Origin of the sequence: Kineococcus vitellinus (assembly GCF_009906315.1) — a bacterium.
In the GTDB taxonomy this organism is placed as follows: domain Bacteria; phylum Actinomycetota; class Actinomycetes; order Actinomycetales; family Kineococcaceae; genus Kineococcus; species Kineococcus vitellinus.
Map to the genome: position 1 here is coordinate 1 of NZ_JAAALL010000001.1, position 23,982 is coordinate 23,982.

Here is a 23,982-nt window from a genome sequence, read left to right on the forward strand (position 1 = left end):
CTACCCCGGTCCCGACGCCCACCACGCCGCCCACCACCGCGCCCACCGGCTCCCTCACGAGCACGCCCACGCCCACGTCCACGCCCACGTCCACGCCGTCCACGAGCGCACCCGCCCCGTGCCCCCCGCGGGGCAACGGCAACGGCAACGGGGGCGTCGGCAACGGCAACGGCAACGGCAACGACCACTGCTGACCCCCCGGCGCGGCACGTCCTCGGGCGACCGCAGCTGGTAGTGCCACTACCAGCACCGGCGCCGTCTTCCCCGCGCGCCGGTCGTCGCCGACAGTGCTCCCGTGCCTCCCCTCAGGTCTCGGACCGTCACGCACGGCCGCAACATGGCCGGCGCCCGCGCGCTGCTGCGCGCCGCCGGTGTGGCGCGCGAGGACTTCGGCAAGCCGATCGTCGCCGTCGCCAACAGCTTCACCGAGTTCGTCCCCGGCCACACCCACCTGCAGCCGGTGGGCCGCATCGTCTCCGCGGCGGTCCAGGCCGCCGGCGGCATCGCGCGCGAGTTCAACACCATCGCGGTCGACGACGGCATCGCGATGGGCCACGACGGGATGCTGTACTCGCTGCCCTCGCGCGACCTCATCGCCGACTCCGTGGAGTACATGGTCGAGGCGCACCGCGCCGACGCCCTGGTCTGCATCAGCAACTGCGACAAGATCACCCCGGGGATGCTCATGGCCGCGCTGCGGCTGGACATCCCCACCGTGTTCGTCTCCGGCGGCCCGATGGAGGGCGGGCGGACCGTCCTCGTCGACGGCACCGTGCGCAGCCGGCTGAACCTCGTCTCCGCGATCGCCGACGCCGTGGCCGACGACGTCTCCGACGAGGACATCGCCCGCATCGAGGAGGCCGCCTGCCCCACCTGCGGCTCGTGCTCGGGCATGTTCACCGCGAACTCGATGAACTGCCTCACCGAGGCGCTCGGCCTGGCGCTGCCCGGCAACGGTTCCGTCCTGGCCACCCACACCGCGCGCCGCGCCCTCTACGAGGACGCCGGGCGCACCGTCGTGCAGATCGCGCAGCGCTGGTACGAGCAGGACGACGCGAGCGTGCTGCCGCGCAACGTCGCCTCCCGCGCCGCGTTCGACAACGCCATGTCGCTGGACATCGCGATGGGCGGGTCCACCAACACGATCCTGCACCTGCTGGCCGCCGCGCAGGAGGCGGGGCTGGACTACACGCTGCACGACGTCGAGCAGCGCTCGCGGCAGGTGCCGTGCCTGACGAAGGTCGCCCCCAACGGCACGTACCTCATGGAGGACGTGCACCGCGCCGGCGGGATCCCCGCGATCCTCGGCGAGCTGGACCGCGCGGGCCTGCTCGACCACGACGTCAGCACCGTGCACTCCGCCTCGATGGCCGAGTGGCTGAAGACGTGGGACGTGCGGGGCGGTTCGCCCTCCCCCGAGGCCGTCGAGCTGTTCCACGCCGCCCCCGGCTGCGTGCGATCGGCGACGGCGTTCTCGCAGTCCGAGCGCTGGGAGTCCCTGGACACCGATGCCGCGGGCGGCTGCATCCGCGACGTCGGGCACGCCCACTCCACCGACGGCGGCCTGGCCGTGCTGCGCGGGAACCTCTCCCCCGACGGCGCGGTGGTCAAGACCGCCGGCGTCGACGAGTCGATCTGGACGTTCTCCGGCCCGGCCGTGGTGGTGGAGTCCCAGGAGGACGCCGTCGAGGCGATCCTCACCGGGCGCATCAGCGCCGGCGACGTGGTGGTCATCCGCTACGAGGGCCCGCGCGGCGGCCCGGGCATGCAGGAGATGCTCTACCCGACCTCCTACCTCAAGGGCCGCGGGCTGGGGAAGGTGTGCGCGCTGGTCACCGACGGGCGCTTCTCCGGGGGCACCTCGGGGCTGTCCATCGGGCACGTCTCCCCCGAGGCGGCCGCCGGCGGCACCATCGCGCTCGTCGAGGACGGCGACACCGTCGTCGTCGACATCCCGAACCGCGTGCTGCGCCTGGACGTGCCGCCGGAGGAGCTGCAGCGCCGGCGCGCCGCCCTCGAGGCCGGCCGCGGCTACCGGCCGGCCGCACCGCGCCCGCGCAGGGTGTCCACGGCGCTGCAGGCCTACGCGGCCCTGGCGCTGTCGGCCGACAAGGGCGCCGTGCGCGACGTCGGCCGCTTCAGCGGCGGGTGAGGCGTCCCGTCAGGTGCACCCTGGAACCGTCGCGGCTGCGCACCGCGGTCTCCCAGCCGCCGGGGACCTGCCGCGCGACGTGCCGCACGGTCGAGGGCAGCAGCAGCGGCGCGCCGAACGCGACCTCGAAGCGGGCCGCGGCCGGGGCCGGGCCGCCGAGGGCGGCCAGGCTGCGCGAGGCGGTCCAGACCCCGTGCGCCAGCGCTCGGCGGAAACCCAGCAGCCGGGCGGTGGGCCGGGACAGGTGGATGGGGTTGACGTCGCCGCTGAGCGCCGCGTACTCACGGCCGGTGTCGGCGGGCACCCGCCACAGCGTCCCCTCGCCCTCGGGCGCCGGCAGCCGCTCCTCGGCCACGGGCGTCCCCGGCATCCGCACCCCGCGCGCCAGGTAGCGGCTGCGCCCGGACCAGACGACCTGCGCGGTGCCGGCCCGGCTGACCTCGGTCAGCAGCTCGACGGTCGCGCCGCGCTGGTGCGCGCGCATGCCGACCGCCCGCACGAACACGTCGAGGGGGGCGTCGACCGGCAGCGGCGCGGACTGCTCGAAGCTCTGGCGCACGTGCACCAGGCCCAGCAGCCGGAAGGGGAACGGCTCGCGCACGAGCAGGTCCACCTGCAACCCGAAACCCAGCAGGTGCGGCACCGGCAGCGGCAGCACGTCGCGCACGGGGAACCCGGTGGCCCGGCAGAACGCCGCCACCCGCTCGACGTCGGCGCGCACGCCCTGCGCGCGCACGGTCGTGCGGGGGAAGTCGACGGCGCGCCGCGGGCGGCGCAGCAGCGAGCGCGCGTACAGCGGCGCCAGCGGCGGCGGGCCGTCGACCGTGCGCACGCCGGCGGCCTGCGAGGAGGCGGGGCCGGTGCCCGCGCGGCCCGTGGAGCGGCCCATCACGCCCCCAGCACGCTCTGGCCGCAGACCCGCAGCACCTGGCCGTCGATCCCGGCCGCGTCCGGCTGGGCGAGCCAGGCGACGGCCTCGGCGACGTCGACCGGCAGCCCGCCCTGCAGCAGGCTGGAGGCGCGCCGGCCCACCTCGCGCGGCACGGGCGGCATCGCGGCCGTCATCGGCGTCTCGACGAACCCGGGGGCGACCGCGTTGACGGCCATCCCGCGCTCGGCCAGCGGGGCGGCCAGCGCCTCGACCATCCCCACCAGCCCCGCCTTGCTCGTGGCGTAGTTCGTCTGGCCCTTGGCCCCGGCCACGCCGTTGATGGAGGACAGGCACACCAGGCGCGCCCCGGGCGCCAGCGCGCCGGTGCGCTCCAGCAGCCCGGCGGTCAGCCGCAGCGGAGCCAGCAGGTTCACGCCCAGGACGGCGTCCCAGGCGGCCGCGTCGAGCTTCACGAACGAGCGGTCGCGGGTGACGCCGGCGTTGTGGACGACGACGTCGGCGCCGTCGAAGCGGACGGCGAGGTGGTCGGCGAGGCGGGCCGGGGCGTCGTCGGCCGTGACGTCCAGGTGCAGCGTCGAGCCGTGGACGCGGTTGGCGACGGCGGCCAGGCGCTCCCCGGCGGCGGCCACGTCGACGCAGACGACGTGGTGGCCCGAGCGGGCCAGGACCTCCGCGCACGCCGCGCCGATCCCCTGCGCCGCACCGGTGACGACGGCCACGCGCCGCTCGCGCGCGGGCACGGGGACCCCCGGGCCGACGACGAGCGGCTGGCCGTCGACGAACGCCGAGCGCGCCGAGCAGAGGAACTCCAGCGCCGAGCGCAGCGCGGTGCCCGCGCCGGTGGCCACGCGCAGCAGGTTCACGGTCGTCCCGCCGCGGGCCTCCTTGCCCAGGGAGCGGGCGAAGCCCTCCAGCCCGCGCTGGACGGCCCGCGCCTCGGGGTCGGGGAACTCCTGCGGCAGGCCGGTCAGCAGGACGACGCGCCCCGAGGGCGCCGTCCGCGCGAACGCCGGGGCCAGCTGCTCGCGCAGCGCCGCCAGCTCGGCGACCCGGCGCACGCCGGTGGCCTCGACGACGACCGCGCCGAGGCGGTCCTCGCCGGCGGCCGCGAGGTCGTCCAGGACCCGCGCACCGGCCTCGCGCAGCCAGCCGGCGACCTGCGCGGAGCGCGTCGCCCCGGCGAGCTCGACGACGAGCGCGGGACCGGTCAGCAGCTCCTGGCCGGGTTCGAAGCGGCGCAGCCGCGGCGGCCGGGGCAGCCCGGCGCGCGCGGCCAGCAGCGCTCCCGGCCCGGAGCGCACGAACGCGCCGTAGGGGTCCTGCCCCAGCGGGTTCGGAACCTTCGGCAGGTTCGGCATCACGCCTCCACCAGGGCCGCGATGCCCTGGCCGCCGGCGGCGCAGATCGAGATCAGCGCCCGGCCGCCGCCGCGCTCGGCGAGCAGCTTGGCCGTCGTGGCGAGGATGCGGGCGCCGGTCGCGGCGAACGGGTGGCCGGTCGCCAGCGAGGAGCCGACGGGGTTCAGCCGGGCGCGGTCGACGCTGCCCAGCGGCTTCTCCAGCCCGAGCCGGTCGCGGCAGAATTCCTCGTCCTCCCAGGCGGCGAGGGTGGCGAGCACGGTGGAGGCGAACGCCTCGTGGACCTCGACCACGTCGAGGTCGTCGAGCGTGAGCCCGTTGCGCTGCAGCAACCGCGGTACCGCCCACACGGGCGCGGTGAGCAGGCCCTCGCCGTGGACGTGGTCGACGGCCGCGGTCTCGGCGTCCACGAGGTGGGCGAGCACCGGCAGCCGGTGCTGCGCGGCCCACTCGTCGCTGGCCAGCAGGACGACCGCGGCGCCGTCGGTGAGCGGGGTGGAGTTCCCGGCGGTCATCGTCGCAGGCTGCTCGAGGTCGCGGCCGAACACCGGCGGCAGCGCCGCGAGCTTCTCCAGCGAGGTGTCCGGGCGCAGCAGGTCGTCGCGGCGCACCCCGAGGTAGGGGGTGAGCAGGTCGTCGAGGAAACCGCGCTCGTAGGCCGCGGCGAGGTTGCGGTGGCTGGCCAGCGCCAGCTCGTCCTGCGCCTGGCGGGAGACCTCCCACGCCGCCGCCGTGCGGGCCGCGTGCTCGCCCATCGACAGCCCCGTGCGGGGCTCGGCGTTGCGCGGCGGCACCGGCCGCAGCTGGCCGGGGCGCAGGCGCGAGAGCGCCGCGAGCCGGGCCGCGGGGGTGCGGGCGCGGCTCAGGTCCAGCAGCACCCGGCGCAGGCGGTCGTCGAGGGCGATGGGCGCGTCGCTGGCCGAGTCCGCGCCGCCGGCGATCCCGGACTCCACCTGCCCCAGGGCGATCTTGTTGGCGAGCAGGACGGCGGTCTCCAGACCCGTCGCGCACGCCTGCTGCACGTCGTAGGCGGGGGTCGCGGCGTCCAGGGCGGTGGACAGCACCGCCTCGCGGGTGAGGTTCAGGTCGCGGCTGTGCTTGAGGACGGCGCCGGCGACGACCTCGCCGAGGCGTTCCCCGGCCAGCCCGCAGCGGGCGACCAGGCCGTCGAGCGCGGCGACGAGCAGGTCCTGCGCGGACACCTGCGCGTAGCGGCGCCCGGCCCGGACGAAGGGGGTGCGGTTGCCGGCGACGATCGCGGCGCGTCTGGTCACGGGACCTCCTCGGACGACGTTGACCTGCTCAGGAGCTGCTCGGAAGCTACCAGGTACTCGGGGTACCGGATACCCGTCGTGCGGGGTACCGTCGAGACGTGGACACCGTCACGGAGGACGGCCGGCGGACCCGGTGGGCCGAGCACCGCCGCCGCCGGCGCGAGGAGCTCGTGACGGCTGCCCTGCGCGCGATCACCACCCACGGCGCGGGGATCGGCATGGACGACCTCGCCGCCGCCGCCGGGACGAGCAAGACCGTGCTCTACCGGCACTTCGCCGACAAGGAGGACCTCTACCTCGCCGTCGCCGACCGGGTGAACTCGACGATCGTGCGGGAGCTGCGCGCGGCCGTCGCGGCGGCCGACGGCCCGCGCGACGCGCTCGCCGCGATCACCTCCGCCTACGTGCACCTCGTGGAGGCCGACCCGGAGGTCTACCGGTTCGTCGTCTCCCACCCGTTCCTGGAACGCCCGCTGACCACCGACCCGGTGCAGCGCATCTCCGGCGCCATCGCCGACGAGGCCGCCCGCACCATCACGGTGCACCTGCGCCTGGCCGGCGCGCGCGACACCTCCGCCGACGCGCTCGCCCACGGGCTCATCGCCCTCATCCGCACCGCCGCCGACCGGTGGACCACGAGCCCGGACCCGGTCCCGGCCGCCACCCTCGTCGACGACCTGATCCAGCTGGCCTGGGGCGGCCTGGACGCCGTGCTCGCCCCCGCTCCCGAGGAGGTCCCGTGACCACGACCACCGAACGCCCCGCCGCCGAGCGGGCCCCGGCCCCGGCGAGCGCCCCCGTCGACCGCGAGGCGCTGCGCGCGCTGGTGGACGGCCGCTTCCGCGCCGAGCGCGAGCAGGCCCGCCGCGACTTCCCCGCCGACCTGTTCGGGGTCACCGACCACCTGAGCACCCGCGAGCACCGCGACCTCACCCGGCGGCGGCTGCGCACCCTCGCCGAGCTCGGCGGGCACGAGCTCGGGTACTCCTCGCGCTGGGGCGGGGGCGACTCCCCCGGCGGGCAGGTCTCGCAGTTCGAGATGCTCGGGTTCGGCGACGCCTCGCTGATGATCAAGTCCGGCGTGCAGTGGGGGCTGTTCGGCGGCGCCGTGCAGGCCCTGGGCACCGAGCGCCACCACGCGGACCTGCTGCCGCGCCTGCTGCGCCTGGAGCTCGTCGGCTGCTTCGCGATGACCGAGACCGGCCACGGCTCCGACGTCGCCTCGATCGGCACCACCGCCGTCTACGACGCGGCGGCGCAGGAGTTCGTCATCACGACCCCGGACCCCTCCTGCCGCAAGGACTACGTCGGCGGCGCGGCCGAGGACGCCGACGTCGCCGTCGTCTTCGCCCAGCTCCTCACCGGCGGCGAGCACCGCGGCGTGCACGCCTTCGTCGTCCCGCTGCGCGTCGACGGCGAGGACGCCCCCGGCGTCCGGCGCGGCGACGACGGGCGCAAGATGGGCCTCAACGGCATCGACAACGGGCGGCTCTCCTTCGAGGGCGTGCGGGTCCCGCGCACCGCGCTGCTGAACCGCTACGCCGACGTCGCCGAGGACGGCACGTACTCCAGCCCCGTGGCCAGCGCGAACTCCCGGTTCTTCACGATGCTCGGCGCGCTCGTCAAGGGCCGGGTCAGCGTCTCCGGCGGCGCCCTCTCGCAGACCAAGACCGCCCTGGAGATCGCCCTGCGCTACGCGCAGCGGCGCACCCAGTTCCAGCGCCCCGGCGGCGACGGCGAGGTCGTCCTGCTCGACTACCTGGCCCACCAGCGCCGGCTGCTCGTGCCGCTGGCGACGACCTACGCGCTGAGCTTCGCCCAGGACGACCTGCTCGGGGAGATGGACGAGCTGCTGAAGGTGCAGCTGGCCGGCGAGGAGGCCGACCCCACCCGCCAGCGCGCCTTCGAGGCGCACGCGGCCGGCATGAAGGTCGCCTCCACCTGGCACGCCACCCGCACCATCCAGACCTGCCGCGAGGCGTGCGGCGGCAACGGCTACCTCTCGGAGTCCCGGCTGCCCCAGCTGAAGGCCGACACCGATGTCTTCACCACCTTCGAGGGCGACAACACCGTCCTGCTGCAGCTGGTCGCCAAGAGCCTGCTGACCTCCTACGCGCAGCAGTTCTCCGACCTGGACACCCTCGGCATGGCCAGGTTCGCCACCCGCGACTTCGTCTCCACCTACGCCGGCCGCAGCCCCGCCCGCTCGCTGGTGGCCGACGTCGTCGAGGCCGGTCGAGTGCCCGAGGACCTGCACGACCGCGCCTGGCAGCTGCGGATGCTCGCCGACCGCGAGCGCCACGTCGTGGAGTCGCTGGCCAAGCGGATGCGCAAGGCGCGCTCGCGCCCCGAGGGCGAGCGGTTCGAGGCCGTCGACGACCTGCAGGACCACCTGCTGCTGGCCGGCCGCGTGCACGTGGACCGCGTCGTGGCCGAGGCGTTCGCCGCGGCCATCGCCCGCTGCGACGACCCGGCGATCGCCGCGCTGCTCTCCGACGTCTGCGACCTGCACCTGCTGGCGCTGCTGGAGGCGGACAAGGGCTGGTACCTGCAGCACCGCCGGATGACGACGCTGCGCGCCAAGGCCATCACCTCGGCGGTCAACGCGCTGTGCCGCCGGCTGCGCCCGCGCACCGACGACCTGCTCGCGGGTTTCGGCATCCCGCGCGAGTGGCTGGCCTCCACGCTCGTCGGCTGACCGGGGCACGACCGGAGCGCCCTGCACCCGGTCGGGGGAACGCGGCCGGGGAAGGCGGCGAAGGCGCTCCGCGGCGCCGGCGCCCGTGCCACGCTCGGAGGGTCCTGCGCACCGCAGGGGTCCACCGAGGTCGCCGGGGGTGCACGCCGTGGTCAGCCCGGCCGCGTCGCCGCCCCGCCGTCCCCGTGCGCTGGCGACGGCGTTCCTGGCGGGGCTGGCGCTGATCTGGGTGTGGGTGCTGCTGACCTCCACGGGCAGCACGGACCGGGCCGTCCTCGTCACCGAGGTCGCCGGCGCCGCGGCCCTGGCCCTGGCCGCCGTCCACGCCCCCACCCCGCAGGGCCGCCGGGTCGTCGGGCTCGTCGGCGGCTGGGCCGCGCTCAGCGCGCTCGGCGACTCCTGGTGGTTGCTGACCGCCGGCTCCCCCGCGGTCAGCTACGCCCGGGGGCAGTACGAGCCGACCTCCACGGTGGTGGTGTTCCTGCTGCGCTACGCGGCGCTCGCGGTGGCCCTCGCCCTCGCCGTGCCGCACCGCACGGGCGCGCCCCGCGGGGCGTGGTCCGCGCTCGGCGACGCGCTGGCACCGCTGCAGGTGGCGGGCGGCGCGGCCGCGCTGGTGGCGCTGACCACGCCGCTGGGCGACCTCCTCGACGACGGGCACCCGTACTCCCTGTTCTTCGCCTGCGACCTGCTCGTGGCGGCCGGCGCCGCCAGCCTGGTGCTGCGCCGCGCGCTCGCCGTCCGCCGGGTCCCCGGGCACCCGGCCCGGCTCGCGGTCGCCACCGCCGTCGGCGTCGCCTGCCTGTGCGCGGCGGACGCCGGCGTGGTGCTCGGCCTCGTGCGCGGTTCGCCGACGGCCGGCGCGCTCGGCTACACGTGCGGGCTGGTCGGTGCGGCCGTGGTCGTCGTCGCGCACCTGCGCGCGGGGCGGGTGCCGGCCCCGGCGGGCAGCTGCCTGCCGCCGGTCCCGGTGGCCGGGCGGGGCACCCGGCTCGCCGCGCTGCTGGCCGCCCGGCTGCTGCTGCCGGCGGCGGTGCTCGTCCTGACCACCGCGGGCGCCGTCCTCGGCTCCACCGGCACCAGCACCGGCACCGGCGCGGGCAGCGGCGCCGGCTGGCCCGCGGCCCTCGGCGGCGACCGGCCCGTGACGACCGGGCTGGCGGTCACCGCCCTGGCCTTCGCCCTCGCCGACGCGGTGCTGCGGCTGGTGCGCGCCGACCGCGCCGAGACCACCGCGGCGAGCGCCGTGACGACGACCGCCGTGACGAGCACCGCCACCTGCGGGCCCAGCTCGACCAGGCCCTGCGCGGGCAGGCCGAGGAAGGTCAGCAGCAGCCCGTCGTCCCCGGACTGGTCCGGGGGGCGCGCCGCCGCCTGCAGCAGCACCCCCAGCGCGGCCAGGCCCTCCAGCGCGCAGGCGGCGGCCACGCCGGCCGCCACCCGGCGGCCCGCCCGGCCGGGCACCAGCCAGCCCGGCCGGCCGGCGAGCACCAGCCCGCACACCACGACCAGCGCGCACGTGCCCGCCAGCAGCACCTGCGGCACCGGCACCAGCGCCCACAGCAGCCCGACGCGGCGGCCGACCGGCACCTCCTGGCCGGCCTCGTCGGCGTAGCCGAAGTACGGCTCGTCGCGCGCGCCCCCGAGCACCTGCCGGGAGACCTCGGCCAGCACCAGCGGGCAGACCGCGGCCGCGGCGATCGGCAGCCACGACACCCAGGCCCAGCGGGCGCCGCCGCCCTCGTCGCCCTCGTCGGCGTCGTCGTCCGGGCCCTCGCCCGCGCCCTCGTCGGGGCCCTCGTCCCGCTCCGCGTCCGCGTCCTCGCGCACGCGCTCCCGCGCACCCCCGCCCGTGCCGTCGCGCCGGGTCGCGAGCTCGTCCTCGTCCACGACCCGACGTTACGGCGCGCAGCGGGTCCCGTCGCCCGATCGGAGCAGCGCGATCGCGCGCGGTGAGCCGGGCGAGGGGGCGCGGCGGGTGCGACACACCCGGACGGCTGACGTCGCCTCGCCACGGGGTTCACGCGGTGTCAGGGTGGGAACACGCCGTCCGACCGGTCGGTGGTGGACCCCGGCGCAGGAGGCGCACCGTGCACTACTCCCTCGTGAGCTCTCCCGTCCTGGGTTTCGACCTCGTCCGGCTGCCCGCCGGCGACTCGGCCGCCGAGGTGCTGCTGCGCGCGCTGGCCAGCGGCCCGCGCGAGCTGGACCTGCTCGCCGCCCGCCACGACCAGGGCACCCGCGCCGGGGCGTGGGACGCCGTGCGCACCGCCGGCGCGAACGTCCCGCAGATCACCGACGTGCTGGCGCAGGTCGCCGACGGCCTGGCCGCCGACGACTTCGGCGACGACGTGGCCGGGGCGCGCCTGGAGAAGGGCGTCGTGCGGGTCCTGCAGGGCAGCACCATCGCCGACGCCGACGCGCTCGTGCGCCTGGTCCACCACGACGTCCTCGACTGGACGTGGTCGACGCCGCTGGACGGCGGCCCGCGCCTGCGCACCGAGACCGCCGCCAAGGCCGCCGACGTCCTCGCCGACGCCGCCGTCTCCGCCTACCTGGGCGACCGCCTGCCCGACGGCGCCCGCCGCGTGCTGGCCCACCCGTACCTGCAGGCCGCCCGCGACATGCCGCCGGTGCCCAGCGCGCCCGAGGACCTCGGCGAGGCGCAGGCCGGGGTGGCGGAGGTGCTCGACCGGCTGCGCCGCCTCGACGGCACCGACCGCGCCTGCCTGCGCGCCGTCGCCGAGGCCAGCCGCCCCGGTGCGGGGGAGTGGGCCTCGGCCGTGCACGACGCCTCGTGGGCCGTGCACCTGTCCGACCGCGTGCGCACGGCCGCCGCCGCGCAGCTGCTCGCCGTGCGCGCCTTCCGCGCCGGCGGCCTCGACGCCGCCGACGGCGCCGCCGGGCTGTGGAACGTCGTCAGCGGCGTCGTGCACGCCGAGGTCGTCGCCGACCTGCTCTCCTCGGACGCGCGCGCGGTGCTGCTGCGCCCGTGGGAAGCGGCCTTCGGCACCGACTGAGCGACCGACTGAGCGACTGGGCGACCGGGCGACCGGGCGGGCGACCGGGCGGGCGATCGGCTGAGCGACCGGCCCGGCGACCGGCGCGGCACCGGCCGGTACCGTTCCCCCGTGCCGACCTCCGCCCCCGCCCCGCGCGGGCCGGGGCACGGCGCCCTGCGGGTGCTGCGGGCCGGTGCCCTCGCGGCCACGGTCGTCGGCCTCGCCGCCGTCGCGCACGTCGCCGCCGGCGGCCTGCTGCCCGGCCCGCTCGTCCTGGGCGCCGTCGGCGTCCTGGCCCTGTCAGCCTGCCTGGCCCTCGCGGGCCGCCGCTTCGGCGCCCGCACCGTGGTCCTGCTGCTCGGCGGCGGGCAGCTGCTGCTGCACGAGGTCCTCGCCGCCTGCTCGGTGCGCACGGTCGACGTCGCCTCCCACGGGCACCACCAGGAGTGGGTGCCGCTGGGTGCCGACGCCGTCGCGGCGACCTCGGCGGGTGCCGCCATGGCCGCCGCCCACGCGGGCGCGACGGTGCTGGCCGCCGTCCTGCTGCTGCACGCCGAGGGGCTGCTGTGGTCGCTGTGGACGTGGCTGCAGCCGCTGCGCCGGGTGCTGCTGGTGCTCCTGCGCTTCGTCGCGCCGCGCCCGCCGCGCACCGCCGAGCCGCCCGTGCGGCCGCGGCCGCGCTCCGTGCTCGCGCGCCGGGTGCGCCGGCGTGGTCCACCGCGGGGGTCCGCCCTCGCCACGACCACGCCCTGACGACACCCCGAGGAAGCACCCCGTGCGATCGACCCTGCGCTCCACCCTGCCCACCAGCCCGACCACGACCCCGACCCGGTCCAGGAGCCGGTCCACCACCCTGACCACCACGCTGCCCGCCGCGGCCGCGACCGCGGCCGCCGCGCTGCTGCTGGCCGCCGCGCCGGCCTCCGCCCACGTGCACGCCGTGCCCGACGCGACCGCCGCCGACGGCTACAGCGTCGTGACCTTCCGGGTGCCCAACGAGTCCGAGGGCGCGGCCACGACGTCGGTGCAGGTCCAGCTGCCCACCGACCACCCCTTCACCTGGGTCGCGGTCAAGCCCGTCGCCGGCTGGAGCGCGACGGTCGCCGAGGGCGACCTGCCCGCCCCCGTGCAGGTCGACGGCGCGACCGTCACGAAGGCGCCGCTGACGATCACCTGGACCGCCGAGGCCGGTGCGTCCGGGATCGGCGTCGGCCAGTTCGAGGAGTTCTCGGCCGACGTCGGCCCGCTGCCCGCCGAGGGCACCCGGGTGGTGCTGCCGACGGTGCAGACCTACGCCGACGGGGAGGTCTCCCGCTGGACCGAGGTCGCCGACCCCGGCGCCGAGGAGCCGGCCGAGCCCGCACCGGAGTTCACCACGACCGCCGCCGAGGACGGGCACGGTGCCGGCGCGCACGCCGAGGAGGCCGCCGGGGCCGCGGGCTCCGGGGGCTCCGGGGGGAGCGCCGCGGGCGCGTCCGGCACCTCGGACGCCCTGGCCCGCGGCCTGGGCGGCGCCGGGCTGCTGCTGGGCCTGGGCGCGCTCGTCGTCGCCCTGCTGCGCCGCGGGGGCACCGCCCGCGCCTGACCCGGGGACCCCGCCCCCTCCGGTCGGTGATCTTCCACGGTGCACCGTGGAAGATCACCGACCGGGAGCCGGGAGCCGCGACGCGCGGTGACTGGGTGTCACTGGCCATCACGGAGCAGAGTGGTCGGTGTCAGGGGGTCGACGTCCGCGACGGCACTCGTGCCGCTCCGCCGTTCAAGGTTCGCCACCGGTGGCCGATGGAGAAGGGAGCCGCCCACCGGGCGGCGGTGGTTCCACGGCGCCGACCTCACCGCGCCGACGGCAGGGAAGGTCAGGTGCGACGTGGGGCAACCCGTCAAGGTGCTCGTGGTCGACGACTCGGTCGTCGTCCGGCGCCTGGTCACCGACGTGCTCGCGTCCGACCCGGCGATCGAGGTCGTGGGGACCGCGGCCAACGGCAGGATCGCCCTCGAGAAGATCGACCAGCTGCAGCCCGACGCGGTGACCCTCGACATCGAGATGCCCGTCATGGACGGCCTGGAGACGATCAAGGAGATCCGCAAGGTCCACCGGAAGCTCCCGGTGATCATGTTCTCCACGCTCACCGAGCGCGGCGCGACCGCGACCCTGGAGGCGCTCTCGTCCGGCGCCTCGGACTACGTGACCAAGCCGGCCAACGTCGGCAGCGTCAGCGAGTCCATGGAGTCCGTCCGCCAGCAGCTCATCCCCAAGATCAAGGCGCTCGTCCCCGGTGCCGGCGCACCGGCCGCGGCACCCGCCCCGGCGGTGCGCGCGGCGGCGACCGCCGCGCCGTCGGCGCCGGTCCCGGCGCGGGTGCGCAGCGGTGCACCGGGCAGCGTCCGCGCGCTCGTCATCGGCTCGTCCACCGGCGGGCCGGAGGCGCTGTCGGCGGTGCTGGAGAAGCTGCCCGCCAACCTCGGCGTCCCGGTCCTGGTGACCCAGCACATGCCGCCGGTCTTCACCCGCCTCTACGCCCAGCGCCTGGACAAGGTGAGCGCGCTGCGCGTCGTGGAGGCGAGCGACGGCGAGCCCGTCGTGCCCGGCACCGTCTACGTGGCCCCCGGCGACCACCACATGGAGGTCGCCCGCCGCGGTCCCCAGATGGTGATCAAGCTGCAGCAGGGACCCGCCGAGAACTTCTGCCGGCCCGCCGTCGACGTCATGCTCCGCTCGGCCGTCGCGGCGTTCGGCGGTGACCTGCTCGCGGTGATCCTCACCGGGATGGGTTCCGACGGCAAGCTCGGCTGCAAGGCGGTGGCCGCCGCCGGCGGCCAGGTCCTCGCCCAGGACGAGGCCACCTCGGTGGTCTGGGGGATGCCCGGCGCGGTCACGCGCGAGGGCATCGCCGACGAGGTCCTGCCGCTGCCCGCGATGGCCGACGCGATCCAGCGCCGGCTGGGGCCGGGCGGCCGCGCGGCCGCCCCGGCGCGCAGCCCGCTGCCGGCGGTGGCGCCGGCGCGCACCACCCCCGCCGCCACCCCCGCCGGTCCGCGGGCCACCGGGAGCACCGGCACCACCCGCTCGACCAGCACGACCCCCCACGCGCCGGCGCGGCCGCCGGCGTCCCGTCCCGCCGCTCCCGCGGCCCGTCCCTCCACAGGCAGGTGGTGACATGGCACTCACGACCGCAGCCTTCGACTGGGTGCGCACGCTGGTGCGCAAGGAGAGCGCGATCGTCCTCGAACCGGGCAAGGAGTACCTCGTCGAGTCCCGGCTCGTGCCCCTGGCACGCGCCGCGGGCGCGACGGACGTCTCCGCGTACGTCGACGGCATCCGGTTGCGCCCCGACCGCCGCGCGACCACCGCGATCGTCGAAGCGCTCACGACCAACGAGACGTCGTGGTTCCGCGACGGCGCGCCCTTCCAGGCGTTCTCGACCTCCGTCGTCCCGGCCCTGAAGCAGGCGCGCGCGGCCACCCGGTCGCTGCGCATCTGGTCCGCGGCCAGCTCCACCGGCCAGGAGGCCTACAGCCTGGCGATGGGCCTCAAGGACGGCGTGGTGAGCGAGGGCTGGCGTGCCGAGATCATCGGCACCGACATCTCCAGCGAGGTGGTGGAGAAGGCCAAGGCCGGCCGCTACTCGCAGCTGGAGATGAACCGCGGCCTGCCCGCCCCGCTGCTGGTCCGGCACTTCACCCGGGTCGGCACGCAGTGGCAGGTGAACGACGACCTGAAGCGGATGGTGCGCTTCCAGCAGCTGAACCTCACGAGCTCGTACGCGGCCCTCGGTCAGTTCGACGTGGTGTTCCTGCGCAACGTGCTCATCTACTTCGACCTGGAGACCAAGCGGGACATCCTGTCCCGGGTCCGCAAGGTCATCAAGCCCGGGGGGTACATGTTCCTCGGGGGTGCAGAAACCACACTGGGTGTCGACGACAACTGGGACCGGGAACTCATCGGACGGGTCTCGGTCCACCGTCCCAAGAACGGAGGTCAGGCATGAGGGCTCTGGTCGTGGATGACTCCCGCGCCATGCGGAAGATCATCGCAGGAGCGTTGCGCAAGCTCGGGTACGAGACGGTCGAGGCGGCCGACGGCGCGGAGGCGCTGAAGGTCCTCGGGGAGGGCCCGCTGCCCGACCTCGCCACGGTCGACTGGAACATGCCGGTCATGGACGGGCTCACGTTCGTGACGCAGGTCCGCGCCAACCGCGAGTACCGCGCGCTGACGCTGATGATGGTCACCACCGAGGCCGAGCACGGGCAGATCGTCCGTGCGCTGGCCGCCGGTGCGCACGAGTACCTCATCAAGCCGTTCACGGTGGAGGCGCTGGAGGAGAAGCTGTCCCTGCTGGGCCTGCTCCCGGAGGTGAGCCAGGCGTGACGGAACTGATCGAGGACCTCGAGCCCGACTACGTCGAGGACGAGGCGCTGGCGCAGATCGTCGAGCAGATGTGGGCGTCCTACTTCGCCCACGTCGAGTTCCTGCTCCCGTCGTTCGAGCCGCACGACATCGACGGCGAGATCCTCTGCGCGTCGGTGACGATCTCGGGCGCCCGCCCGGGCATCGTGACCGTCTCCGTGGAGAAGGGGGTCGCCTCGCCGCTGGCCGCCGCCCTCCTGCAGGAGGACGACGACGCGCTGCCCGCCGAGGACGTCTACGACGCGCTCGGCGAGGTCGCCAACATCGTCGGCGGCAACATCAAGGCGCTCGTGCCCGACGCCGGCCCGCTGGGCCTGCCGGTCGTCTCGACCGCCAAGCCGCTGCACGGTTCCTCCGGGCGCCTCGCCGCCCGTCTCGACGCCAACTGGCGCGGCCAGTGGCTGACCTTCGAGGTGTGGCTGGCCGGCGCCGGCGACACCACCCCCCAGAACACCGGTCAGGAGCACTGAGACAACCATGAAGGCCCTGGTGGTCGACGACAGCCGCGTCATGCGGCAGATCGTCATCCGCACGCTGCGGCAGGCGGGGTACGACTGGGTGGACGTCGTCCAGGCCGAGAACGGCAAGGAGGGCTTCGAGGTCGTCAAGGCGGAGAACCCCGACATCGTCCTCTCGGACTGGAACATGCCCGAGGCCACCGGGTACGAGATGCTGCAGAACCTGCGCGGTTCCGGCCTCGACGTGCCGTTCGGCTTCGTCACCTCGGAGGGCTCGGAGGAGATGCGGGAGAAGGCGGCGGCCGCCGGCGCCCTCTTCCTCATCGCCAAGCCGTTCACGCCGGAGGCGTTCGCCGCGGCGCTCGCCCCCGTCCTGGGCGGCGACGCGGGCCCGGCCGTCACCGAGACCGCGATCGCGCAGGGCGAGGTGAAGTTCGACGTCAACCCGCTGCCGTCCAACCTCGCCCTGCGCAACCTCCTCTCGGACCTGCTGAACCGCGACGTGGAACTGGCCGAGGGCCGTCCCGTCCCGGTCGGCGGCGTGCCCGGCTCCGTGGTCGGCCTCTACGTGGACGACCACCTGAGGTCCAAGGCCGTCGTGGTCTTCGACTTCCCGCTGGCCGCCCACGCCGGCGCGGCGATCGGCCTGCTGCCCCCCGGGGCCAGCGAGGCCGCGATCGAGGACCGGCAGCTGCCGGACAACCTCGTGGTCAACGCCCGCGAGGTGCTCAACATCATGGCGTCGCTGTTCAACGTGGAGGGTGCCGCGCACCTGAAGCTGCACGCGGCGTACGCGCCGGGCGAGGTCCTGCGCCCGGACGTGGTGGACTGGGCGACCCGCACCGGCAGCCGCCTCGACCTGAGCGTCGAGGTCGCCCGCTACGGCAAGGGCTCGCTGAGCATCGTCACCTTCTGAGCCGCCGCGGGCCCGCCCGGCGGACCCGCCCGGAGGAGAGGACCCCCCACCCGCACGGGTGGGGGGTCCTCTCGTTCCCGAGGTCAGGGCAGCACGATCGCCGTCGTCGCGCCCGGCCCGTTCCCCCACGGGGGCGTCGGGCTGGGCCTGCCCAGCAGGTACCCCTGCCCGTGCTCCACGCCCAGGTCGCGCAGCACGCTCAGCTCGCTGCTGCGCTCCACCCCCTCGGCCACCACCGTGGACCCCAGCTCGGAGGCGAACCCCACCAGGGCGCGGGCGACGGCCCGCCGGGCCGGGTCGGTGTCGATGCCCCGCACGAACGCGATGTCCAGCTTCACGATGTCCGGCACCAGGTGCAGGACGTGCTGCAGGCTGGCGAAACCGGCGCCGGCGTCGTCGACGGCCACCCGCACGCCCCGCGCGCGCAGCGCGTCCGTGCACGCGGTGAGCGCGTCGTAGTCGGCCACCGGGTCGTGCTCGGTGATCTCCACCACGAGCCGGTCGGGAGCCGCGGACAGCAGCAGCTCGCGGGTGCCCTCGTCCAGCAGCGCCTCCGCCGAGGCGTTGACCGCCAGGTAGGTCCCGGCGGGCATGCCGCGCAGCAGCGGCAGCGCGGAGGCGATGGCGGCCCGCTCCAGCTCCACCCCGATGCCCGAGGAGCGGGCGTCGGTGAACACCTGCTCGGGGCGCTGCGCCGCCCCCTCGGCGCTGGTGAACCGCGAGAGCGCCTCCGCCCCGACGACGGCCCCGCTGCGCAGGTCGACGACGGGCTGCACCACGGTGCTGCGGCCCGCCCCCGCGAGCAGGGCGTCCAGGGAGGCCATCCGCTCGTCGCGCTCGGCGCGGCGGCGCTCGCGGTGGTGCAGGACCCCGGCCACGAGCGCGGCGACCACGTGCAGCGCCTCCAGCTGGCGCGGTTCCAGCGGTTGCGGCGGGCCGTCGGAGGCGGTGTCGGCGGTGTCGGCGATGCCGAGCAGCCGGCCGCCGGGTCCGCCCTCGGGGCTGACGACGTCGACGGCCAGCGGGCAGGTGGCGAAGTCGGTGGCGGCCAGCAGCCGCACGGTCGACGGCTGGTCCAGGGTGCTGGAGGTCTGCTCCAGGTGGTGCTCCGCGCCGGGGACCGCGCGCGTCAGGGCGGCGACCGGCGTCCCGAAGATGTCACGCGCCAGGGCGAGGAGCTGGGCGACGGCGTCCGCGTCCTCGTCCTGCACCCCTCGACCTCCCGCTGCCCGCTCGTGGACCTGTCGGGCAGCGCGGCCGCGCACGGGCGCAGCGCACCGCACGGGGCGGAGCGGGAGCGTCGGCGTCGTGTCGCTGCTGACGCGCTGACCATCCCAGAACACCGGGCGTCAGGCAATCACGGCTCCCGGCGCGTCACGGCTCCCGGCGCGTCACGGCTCCCGGCGCGTCACGGCTCCCGGCGCGTCACCGCTCCCGGCGCGTCACGGCTCCCGGCGCGGGCGGCCGGTGGGCCCGTGCCGGCGCATCCGCCACACCGCGCCCATGGCCTCGCGGATGATCGCCCGGGACATCTTCGAGGTCCCGTGCGTGCGCTCGGTGAAGAGGATGGGCACCTCGCGCACCCGCGCCCCGCGCTCCAGCGCCGCCAGCGTCGTCTGGATCTGGAAGGCGTAGCCCGCCGCCGTCAGCTGCGTCAGGTCCAGCGAGCGCAGCAGCTCGGCCCGCCACGCCTTGAACCCGCCCGTCAGGTCCGCCACCGGCGCGCGCAGCAGCACGCGCGCGTAGACGTTCGCGCCGCGCGAGAGCGCCTTGCGGTACCAGGGCCAGGCGTCGTCGAGGGCCCCGCCGGGCACGTAGCGGGCGCCCAGGACGAGGTCGGCGCCGGCGGCGACCTCGGCGAGCATGCGCGGCAGCGCCTCCACGGGGTGCGAGCCGTCGGCGTCCATCTGCACGACGACGTCGTGGTCGCCGGTGGCCAGCACGTGCGCGAAGCCCGCCCGGTAGGCCGCGCCCAGGCCGTCCTTGGTGGTGCGCGTCAGCAGCCGCACCCGCCCGTCCGGGTGCCCGGCCGCCACCCGCCGCACGATGTCGCCCGTGCCGTCGGGGGAGGAGTCGTCCACGACGAGGACGTCCGGGGCCGCGGGGCAGGAGAGCACCCGCTCCAGCATCCCGGCGATGTTGCCGGCCTCCTCGTACGTGGGCAGGACGACGACGCAGCGGAGGGCTTCGGCCAACGGGAACTCGCTCGGGACGGGACGGGCGGCGGACGCCCGACGCTACCCCACCGCCGCCCGGCGACCCCGGCGCGCTCCGTCCGTAGACTGGCCGGGCGTGGCGCCGCGGCGCGCCGCGCGGAGGGCTGGCCGAGTGGTTGAAGGCGGCGGTCTTGAAAACCGCTAGGGAGGTACCCACTCCTTCCTCATGGGTTCGAATCCCATGCCCTCCGCTGCAGGCTTCTGACCAGCGGTTTTAGCTATGTTTGGCACGCCTGGCGGGCCGACGGTGGGGTCGTGCGCTCGCCATGGCCGGAGCCTCCGTGCCACTAACCATCCAGATCTTGAATCAGCGGGCCTAGCCGATCTTGGATAGCAGGTCGGCGAGGTCCTTGTCCCGGCTCATGGCGGCGTGCTGGTAGATCGCTGCCGCCCGGGTGGAGCTGTGGCCGGCACGGCGCATGACCTCGGCCTGCGTGGCTCCCAGCTGGGCCGTCAGGGTCAGCCCGGCATGCCGCAGGTCATGGAAGTGCAGGTCGGGCCGACCAAGGCGCTTTCGGGCACTCTCTACGGCGTTCTGGATGTGCAAGGCGCGTAGCTGGGAGCCGTCCCGGCGGGCGAAGACGTAGTCCGTGAGCAGCCCGGGGTGCTCGGCCTGGTGCTTGGCAAGCAACTCCACCGCCTGGGTGGGCAGGTGGAGGGTGCGGACGCTGGCCACCTTGGGTGGCGTCGCCACCGGGCCCTTGCCCTTGATCTCCACGTGCTGGCGCTCCACCCGCAGCGTGCCAGCGTCCAGGTCGATGTCCCGCCACTGGAGGGCCACGACCTCGCCGATGCGCAGGTGAGCCCAGAAGGTCACCAGGGTCAGCGTGCGCAGGTACGCCGGCATCGCGTCGGCCAGAGCCATGACCGTGTCGATGTCCAGCAGCGGGCGCTCGGGGCTGTTGGGCTGCCCGGCGCCCGTGATGCGGCACGGGTTGCGGGCCACGATGTCGTCGGCGACGGCGGTGTTCATGATCGAGCGCAGCAGGGCGTAGGCCTGCCGGGTCGCCGTGGGGCCCGTCGCCTTGATCGTCTCGGCGTGCCAGGACCGCACCACGGTCGGGGTGATCGCGGCCAGCTTGAGCTTGCCGAGCTTGGGCAGCAGCCAGCGGTCCAGGCTGTGGCGGTAGGTCTGCTGGGTGCGCGGCGCCAACGGCTTGCCCTTGACCGTGCGTTGGGTCAGCCAGGCGTCGGCGTAGGAGGCAAAGGTGGCCGTGGCGCTGCGCGGGTCCACCCACTGGCCCGAGGACAGCTCGGTCTCGGTCTTCGACAGCCAGCGGGTGGCGTCCGCCTTGGTCACGAAGGTCATGGGGGCGGTCCGGCTCTGCCCGTCGGCTCCCGTGTAGCGGGCCTGGTAGCGCCCGCTAGTGAGCTGCCTTACCGATCCGAAGGATCGCCGCCCCACGATCGCCTCCTACGTGTCGTCGTCCTCGTCCGGGTCGATGGTGTTGTCCTCGATCCACTGGTCCAGGACCTCGGGCCGGAACCGGACGTACTTGCCGACCTTCACGAAGGCCACCCGGCGCTGGTAGACCAGCCGGTCGATGAAGCGAGGCGGCACGCCCATGTAGACGGCCGCCTCGCCCTTGCTCATCAGTGGCCGGTGCTCACCGGCTACCACCTACGACGCCAGCTTGCGGGCCAGCAGGTGCGAGACCCGGTAGGCCTGGCGTCCCGCCATCGCCGCGAGGGCGTCGACGGTCGACTCGGGCACGGCGTCCCAGTCGATGTAGTCGGCGGTCTTGGTCATCAGGGAAAGGAGGTCCGGGTGATCGCCTCGCTGGGAGCCGGCCGTCTCGCCCCATCCCGACCAAGCGAAGAAGTACCCGTCGAAGGCAGCCGAGTGGCCGACCTTGGCCCACCCTTCACCGTCGATTGTGGGAACGTCCCACTCGGTCTTCGCGTTCACATCCGACATGGTAGGCCCATCCGCATCATGATGCATAGATCATCTTTCCGATCAACGGTCGGGCGCGCCGCGCATGTCGACCAACGGTCGCCTTTCGCTCGGCCCGATGACAATGGTCTTGGCCACGGTGTCGGCGAAGGACTTGCGGTGGTCGTTCACTCCGATCTTCACGAAAGTGACCAGCAACAGGAACAGGTCCACGATCAAGAACCAGGACCGCCAGGTGCACCGCGCCACGCCAGGGAATGTCATGTAGGCCTCGGAGGTGAGGTGTGGGTCCACGATGGGGTAGGTCAGCCGGGTGCCGACGATCAGCTTTCCGATCGACTGTCCGGTGCGGCCCTGCATCCAGGCCACGTTGAACCAGACGATCAGGGTGGTCCAGAAGAGGATCATGTTGCCGGGGTCGATGAGGTTGGCGACGATGCCGCCGAAGACCGCGGCGAAGGCCTGGACGGAGTCCTCGAAACCATACGGACTGATCGGGGTGGGGGTCCGCCACTGCCAGCCGATGATCCACAAGACGATCGCCGGCCCATAATCGATCAGCCCGGAGGCGGCGCGCTGGCCCACGTTGGCCAGCTTGGAGCCGCGGTAGTAGCCGTCACGGTGGACGAAGGAGGACCCGTGCTCGGTCTGGTGGGTCAGCTTTCCGGGTTCGTAGAGGAAGTTGCTCATGCCGCCACCTTCGCTTTCTGTGCGGGAATCTTCAGAAAAGCACCGGCATCGGACAGGTCCTCACTTGCGTCCATGAATTGCTGCCACAGCGGCTCCTCGAAGTGATCCCAGTGCGGGGTCGCGCGGACCCATTCGTAGCCCCGGCCGTGGTGGGGGAGAAAGAGACACAGTCGCCAGTCGACAGGGTGGCCCTCCCGGACGACGTGGGGCGGCATCTGGTCCTGGCGGATGTACTGCAGCGACGAGCTGCGGCGCTCGCCCTCGCCGCTCTCGGAGTGAATAGTGTGCTGCTCGTCGCCGAGCATCGTGGAGATGTCCTTCAGGAATTGCACGTTGGACAGACCTGGCAAGACCACGATGTTCTGGAACAACGAGAGAAAGGTGATCTGTGCATTGGCTCCCCAGCGCTCCCCGATCTGGTTGATGTCCTGGAAAGCGCCCAGGGTGATGTAGCCCTGACGGCCGATGGAGAGCTGCTCGCCGAGGTCCACGATCGGGGCGATGGTCGCCAGTTCGTCCAGGGCGTAGAGCAGGAAAGGGATCGGCTCCTCGCCGCGCTCCTCGCGCTCCTTGTAGAGCTGAGCGACCCGCTTGCGCAGCATCGTCATGAAGACCGCCACCAGCGGTGCACAGACCGTCTGGTCTTCCGGCTCCACATAGATGGTGTCTGCGCGGCGCTCCAGGCCCAGCGGCGGGATGTTCCGCTCGGTCAGCAGCTCATCGAGGCGCGTGCCCCAGGCGCCACCGTCCTCGCCGAGGATGAAGGCGTCCATGTCGAAGTTGGGGTTCTCGGTGACGGCCAGGGCACGGTCGTTCTGGAAGCACTCAAGAGCGACCGAGGCCGTGGTCAAGATGCTCGGCAGGGTGCGGCCGGGGTCGGTTCGCAGCAGCCCACCCAGCACCGCGGCCGGCACATCGTGGTGCAGTTCATGGAACTGTTCTCGCATCTCCTCCAGGGCGTCGATGTTGTGGCCGGCCAAGATCTCCACGACCACGCGCATGCTCATCTTGTTCATGGCAGCGGCGAACATGACGCACGCGATCACCTGCGAGGCGGTCACCTCGAAGAATTGCCCGGACTCACTCTTGGTCGTGATCGACGCATCCCTACCGGCCACGATCAGCTTTCCGACCAGCTGGGCGTTGGACCAGTCCGTGCAGGCCTGCAGCGGCGACCACCGCAGGTAGGTCTGCTCGGACGGGTCTCCGTGCCTCTCGGCTTCGATGATCTCGGCCACGCGCTCGTTGCCGCCGTCCGGCGCCCAGATGAGGACGCGCCCGATGAGGCTGCGGGTGGCAGCGGTGCGCAGACGAACGTCGTTCTTGGGAGTGGTGACGACGACCGGGCCACAGTGGGCCACCACGTTGGGGATGATGATGGCGCTGGTCTTGCCGAGGTCCTGCTGCGGCTTGCCCACCACCATCATGTTGGTGTTGGGCTTGGTCCGCTTGATGCCGTCGCGGTGGAGGCCGACGTACAGGGCGTTGACCATGCCGTGCTCACGATCCCAGCGCCACCACTCGATGGCGGGGAGCTTGGCGTCGTGGAACCAGTGCAGGAGGGTGGGGTACCGGCGCTGGAAGGCGATCTTGACCATGTCGATGTCGTACTTCTTGATCAACTGGGAGTCGGTCCGGAAGTACTTCACGAGCCAGTCCTCGACCACTGCCTTCTGGTGCCGCTCGTAAGTCTTGATCGCGGCATCGAGGTGCGGGTCGCGTCGGCCGATCATCTTGTCCAGGCCGGTCTGCTGCTCCTCCAGCTCATCGATGCGCCACTGCCAGGTGCTGGCGCGGTAGTCGGCGAGCTCTTCGGAGCGGTCCCCGATGCCCTTGGCCAGCCACTCACCGATGTCGGTGAGCCGGCTGAGGGCGATCTGCGGGAAGCGGGTCTTCCAGGTGACGGCGGGGGCCATATCACACCTCCTGCTCAGGCCGACCGGGGGGTCGGCTGATCAGGTTGTAGCCGCAACCAGGCATGAGCCGCTACGTCGGTGCCACCGTGTTCGCTCTCGGCGGAG

The 23,982-nt window shown here is 74.4% G+C and carries 21 protein-coding genes, 1 tRNA gene and 2 pseudogenes; 14 read left to right on the forward strand and 10 right to left on the reverse strand.

Going from position 1 to position 23,982, the window contains the following annotated elements; all coding sequences use genetic code 11:
- Both GTQ99_RS00005 and ilvD read left to right on the forward strand, forming a co-directional pair.
- Window positions 1–194 (forward strand): annotated as a pseudogene (locus tag GTQ99_RS00005) (hypothetical protein); the annotation flags it as partial.
- A gap of 101 nt (window positions 195–295) precedes the next feature.
- Window positions 296–2,152: a dihydroxy-acid dehydratase gene (ilvD, locus tag GTQ99_RS00010; protein WP_166613692.1), complete on the forward strand. Its 1,857-nt coding sequence runs from the start codon at window positions 296–298 to the stop codon at window positions 2,150–2,152.
- Here the strand turns inward: ilvD and GTQ99_RS00015 are convergent.
- Genes GTQ99_RS00015 through GTQ99_RS00025 form a run of 3 tightly spaced genes read right to left on the reverse strand, consistent with a single transcriptional unit; the run spans window position 2,139 to window position 5,676 of the window.
- Window positions 2,139–3,041 (reverse strand): MaoC/PaaZ C-terminal domain-containing protein, encoded by a 903-nt coding sequence (locus tag GTQ99_RS00015; protein ID WP_240896489.1) that lies wholly within the window; start codon window positions 3,039–3,041, stop codon window positions 2,139–2,141. The two genes, ilvD and GTQ99_RS00015, sit on opposite strands and share 14 nt — an antisense overlap.
- Complete coding sequence (locus GTQ99_RS00020; RefSeq protein ID WP_166613694.1) at window positions 3,041–4,402, reverse strand: 3-oxoacyl-ACP reductase; 1,362 nt, start codon at window positions 4,400–4,402, stop codon at window positions 3,041–3,043. The genes GTQ99_RS00015 and GTQ99_RS00020 overlap by 1 nt, the downstream gene beginning before the upstream one ends.
- Window positions 4,402–5,676 (reverse strand): acetyl-CoA C-acetyltransferase, encoded by a 1,275-nt coding sequence (locus GTQ99_RS00025; protein ID WP_166613695.1) that lies wholly within the window; start codon window positions 5,674–5,676, stop codon window positions 4,402–4,404. Before GTQ99_RS00025 ends, GTQ99_RS00020 begins: the two co-directional genes overlap by 1 nt.
- A 98-nt stretch (window positions 5,677–5,774) precedes the next feature.
- On the opposite strand from GTQ99_RS00025, the gene GTQ99_RS00030 reads away from it, so the two are divergent.
- The 11 genes and pseudogenes from GTQ99_RS00030 to GTQ99_RS27375 all read left to right on the forward strand — a co-directional run.
- Complete coding sequence (locus GTQ99_RS00030) at window positions 5,775–6,419, forward strand: TetR family transcriptional regulator (RefSeq protein WP_166613696.1); 645 nt, start codon at window positions 5,775–5,777, stop codon at window positions 6,417–6,419.
- On the forward strand, window positions 6,416–8,374 hold the full coding sequence (locus GTQ99_RS00035; protein ID WP_166613697.1) for an acyl-CoA dehydrogenase family protein: 1,959 nt from the start codon (window positions 6,416–6,418) through the stop codon (window positions 8,372–8,374). The genes GTQ99_RS00030 and GTQ99_RS00035 overlap by 4 nt, the downstream gene beginning before the upstream one ends.
- A 139-nt stretch (window positions 8,375–8,513) precedes the next feature.
- Entirely contained in the window at window positions 8,514–9,989 is a 1,476-nt protein-coding gene (locus GTQ99_RS00040; protein WP_166613698.1) for a hypothetical protein, read from the forward strand.
- Between the two features lie 475 nt (window positions 9,990–10,464).
- Window positions 10,465–11,394 carry a hypothetical protein gene (locus tag GTQ99_RS00045; protein WP_166613699.1) on the forward strand — a complete coding sequence of 310 codons (930 nt, stop codon included), beginning with the start codon at window positions 10,465–10,467 and terminating at the stop codon, window positions 11,392–11,394.
- 111 nt (window positions 11,395–11,505) lie between these two features.
- Complete coding sequence (locus GTQ99_RS00050) at window positions 11,506–12,129, forward strand: hypothetical protein (RefSeq protein ID WP_166613700.1); 624 nt, start codon at window positions 11,506–11,508, stop codon at window positions 12,127–12,129.
- Window positions 12,130–12,151: 22 nt separating this feature from the next.
- Complete coding sequence (locus tag GTQ99_RS00055; protein WP_205706543.1) at window positions 12,152–12,961, forward strand: DUF1775 domain-containing protein; 810 nt, start codon at window positions 12,152–12,154, stop codon at window positions 12,959–12,961.
- Between the two features lie 282 nt (window positions 12,962–13,243).
- Window positions 13,244–14,533 (forward strand): chemotaxis-specific protein-glutamate methyltransferase CheB, encoded by a 1,290-nt coding sequence (locus GTQ99_RS00060; protein WP_166613701.1) that lies wholly within the window; start codon window positions 13,244–13,246, stop codon window positions 14,531–14,533.
- 1 nt (window position 14,534) lies between these two features.
- Complete coding sequence (locus GTQ99_RS00065) at window positions 14,535–15,365, forward strand: CheR family methyltransferase (RefSeq protein ID WP_166613702.1); 831 nt, start codon at window positions 14,535–14,537, stop codon at window positions 15,363–15,365.
- The gene (locus GTQ99_RS00070; protein ID WP_166613703.1) at window positions 15,362–15,745 is read left to right on the forward strand and encodes a response regulator; all 384 of its coding nucleotides are present in this window, start codon (window positions 15,362–15,364) and stop codon (window positions 15,743–15,745) included. The genes GTQ99_RS00065 and GTQ99_RS00070 overlap by 4 nt, the downstream gene beginning before the upstream one ends.
- Window positions 15,742–16,254: a chemotaxis protein CheX gene (locus GTQ99_RS00075; RefSeq protein ID WP_205706544.1), complete on the forward strand. Its 513-nt coding sequence runs from the start codon at window positions 15,742–15,744 to the stop codon at window positions 16,252–16,254. Before GTQ99_RS00070 ends, GTQ99_RS00075 begins: the two co-directional genes overlap by 4 nt.
- 7 nt (window positions 16,255–16,261) lie before the next feature.
- Window positions 16,262–16,618: pseudogene (locus tag GTQ99_RS27375) on the forward strand (response regulator); the annotation flags it as partial.
- Window positions 16,619–17,241: 623 nt separating this feature from the next.
- On the opposite strand, the gene GTQ99_RS00085 reads toward GTQ99_RS27375, so the two are convergent.
- Together GTQ99_RS00085 and GTQ99_RS00090 are read right to left on the reverse strand one after the other, a co-directional pair.
- The gene (locus GTQ99_RS00085) at window positions 17,242–18,369 is read right to left on the reverse strand and encodes an EAL domain-containing protein (RefSeq protein ID WP_166613704.1); all 1,128 of its coding nucleotides are present in this window, start codon (window positions 18,367–18,369) and stop codon (window positions 17,242–17,244) included.
- A gap of 231 nt (window positions 18,370–18,600) precedes the next feature.
- The gene (locus GTQ99_RS00090) at window positions 18,601–19,353 is read right to left on the reverse strand and encodes a polyprenol monophosphomannose synthase (protein WP_166613705.1); all 753 of its coding nucleotides are present in this window, start codon (window positions 19,351–19,353) and stop codon (window positions 18,601–18,603) included.
- A 119-nt stretch (window positions 19,354–19,472) separates the two neighbouring features.
- Here GTQ99_RS00090 and GTQ99_RS00095 point away from each other — a divergent pair.
- Window positions 19,473–19,565, forward strand: a tRNA-Ser gene (locus GTQ99_RS00095).
- 125 nt (window positions 19,566–19,690) lie between these two features.
- Here the strand turns inward: GTQ99_RS00095 and GTQ99_RS00100 are convergent.
- The 5 genes from GTQ99_RS00100 to GTQ99_RS00120 are packed head-to-tail and all read right to left on the reverse strand — an operon-like array spanning window position 19,691 to window position 23,877.
- Window positions 19,691–20,779 (reverse strand): tyrosine-type recombinase/integrase, encoded by a 1,089-nt coding sequence (locus GTQ99_RS00100; protein ID WP_476702856.1) that lies wholly within the window; start codon window positions 20,777–20,779, stop codon window positions 19,691–19,693.
- A 9-nt stretch (window positions 20,780–20,788) separates the two neighbouring features.
- Entirely contained in the window at window positions 20,789–20,968 is a 180-nt protein-coding gene (locus tag GTQ99_RS00105) for an excisionase family DNA-binding protein (RefSeq protein WP_166613707.1), read from the reverse strand.
- Between the two features lie 27 nt (window positions 20,969–20,995).
- The gene (locus GTQ99_RS00110) at window positions 20,996–21,283 is read right to left on the reverse strand and encodes a hypothetical protein (RefSeq protein ID WP_166613708.1); all 288 of its coding nucleotides are present in this window, start codon (window positions 21,281–21,283) and stop codon (window positions 20,996–20,998) included.
- Between the two features lie 51 nt (window positions 21,284–21,334).
- Entirely contained in the window at window positions 21,335–21,961 is a 627-nt protein-coding gene (locus tag GTQ99_RS00115) for an RDD family protein (RefSeq protein WP_166613709.1), read from the reverse strand.
- Window positions 21,958–23,877 (reverse strand): type IV secretory system conjugative DNA transfer family protein, encoded by a 1,920-nt coding sequence (locus GTQ99_RS00120; RefSeq protein ID WP_166613710.1) that lies wholly within the window; start codon window positions 23,875–23,877, stop codon window positions 21,958–21,960. Before GTQ99_RS00120 ends, GTQ99_RS00115 begins: the two co-directional genes overlap by 4 nt.
- Window positions 23,878–23,982: the final 105 nt, after the last annotated feature.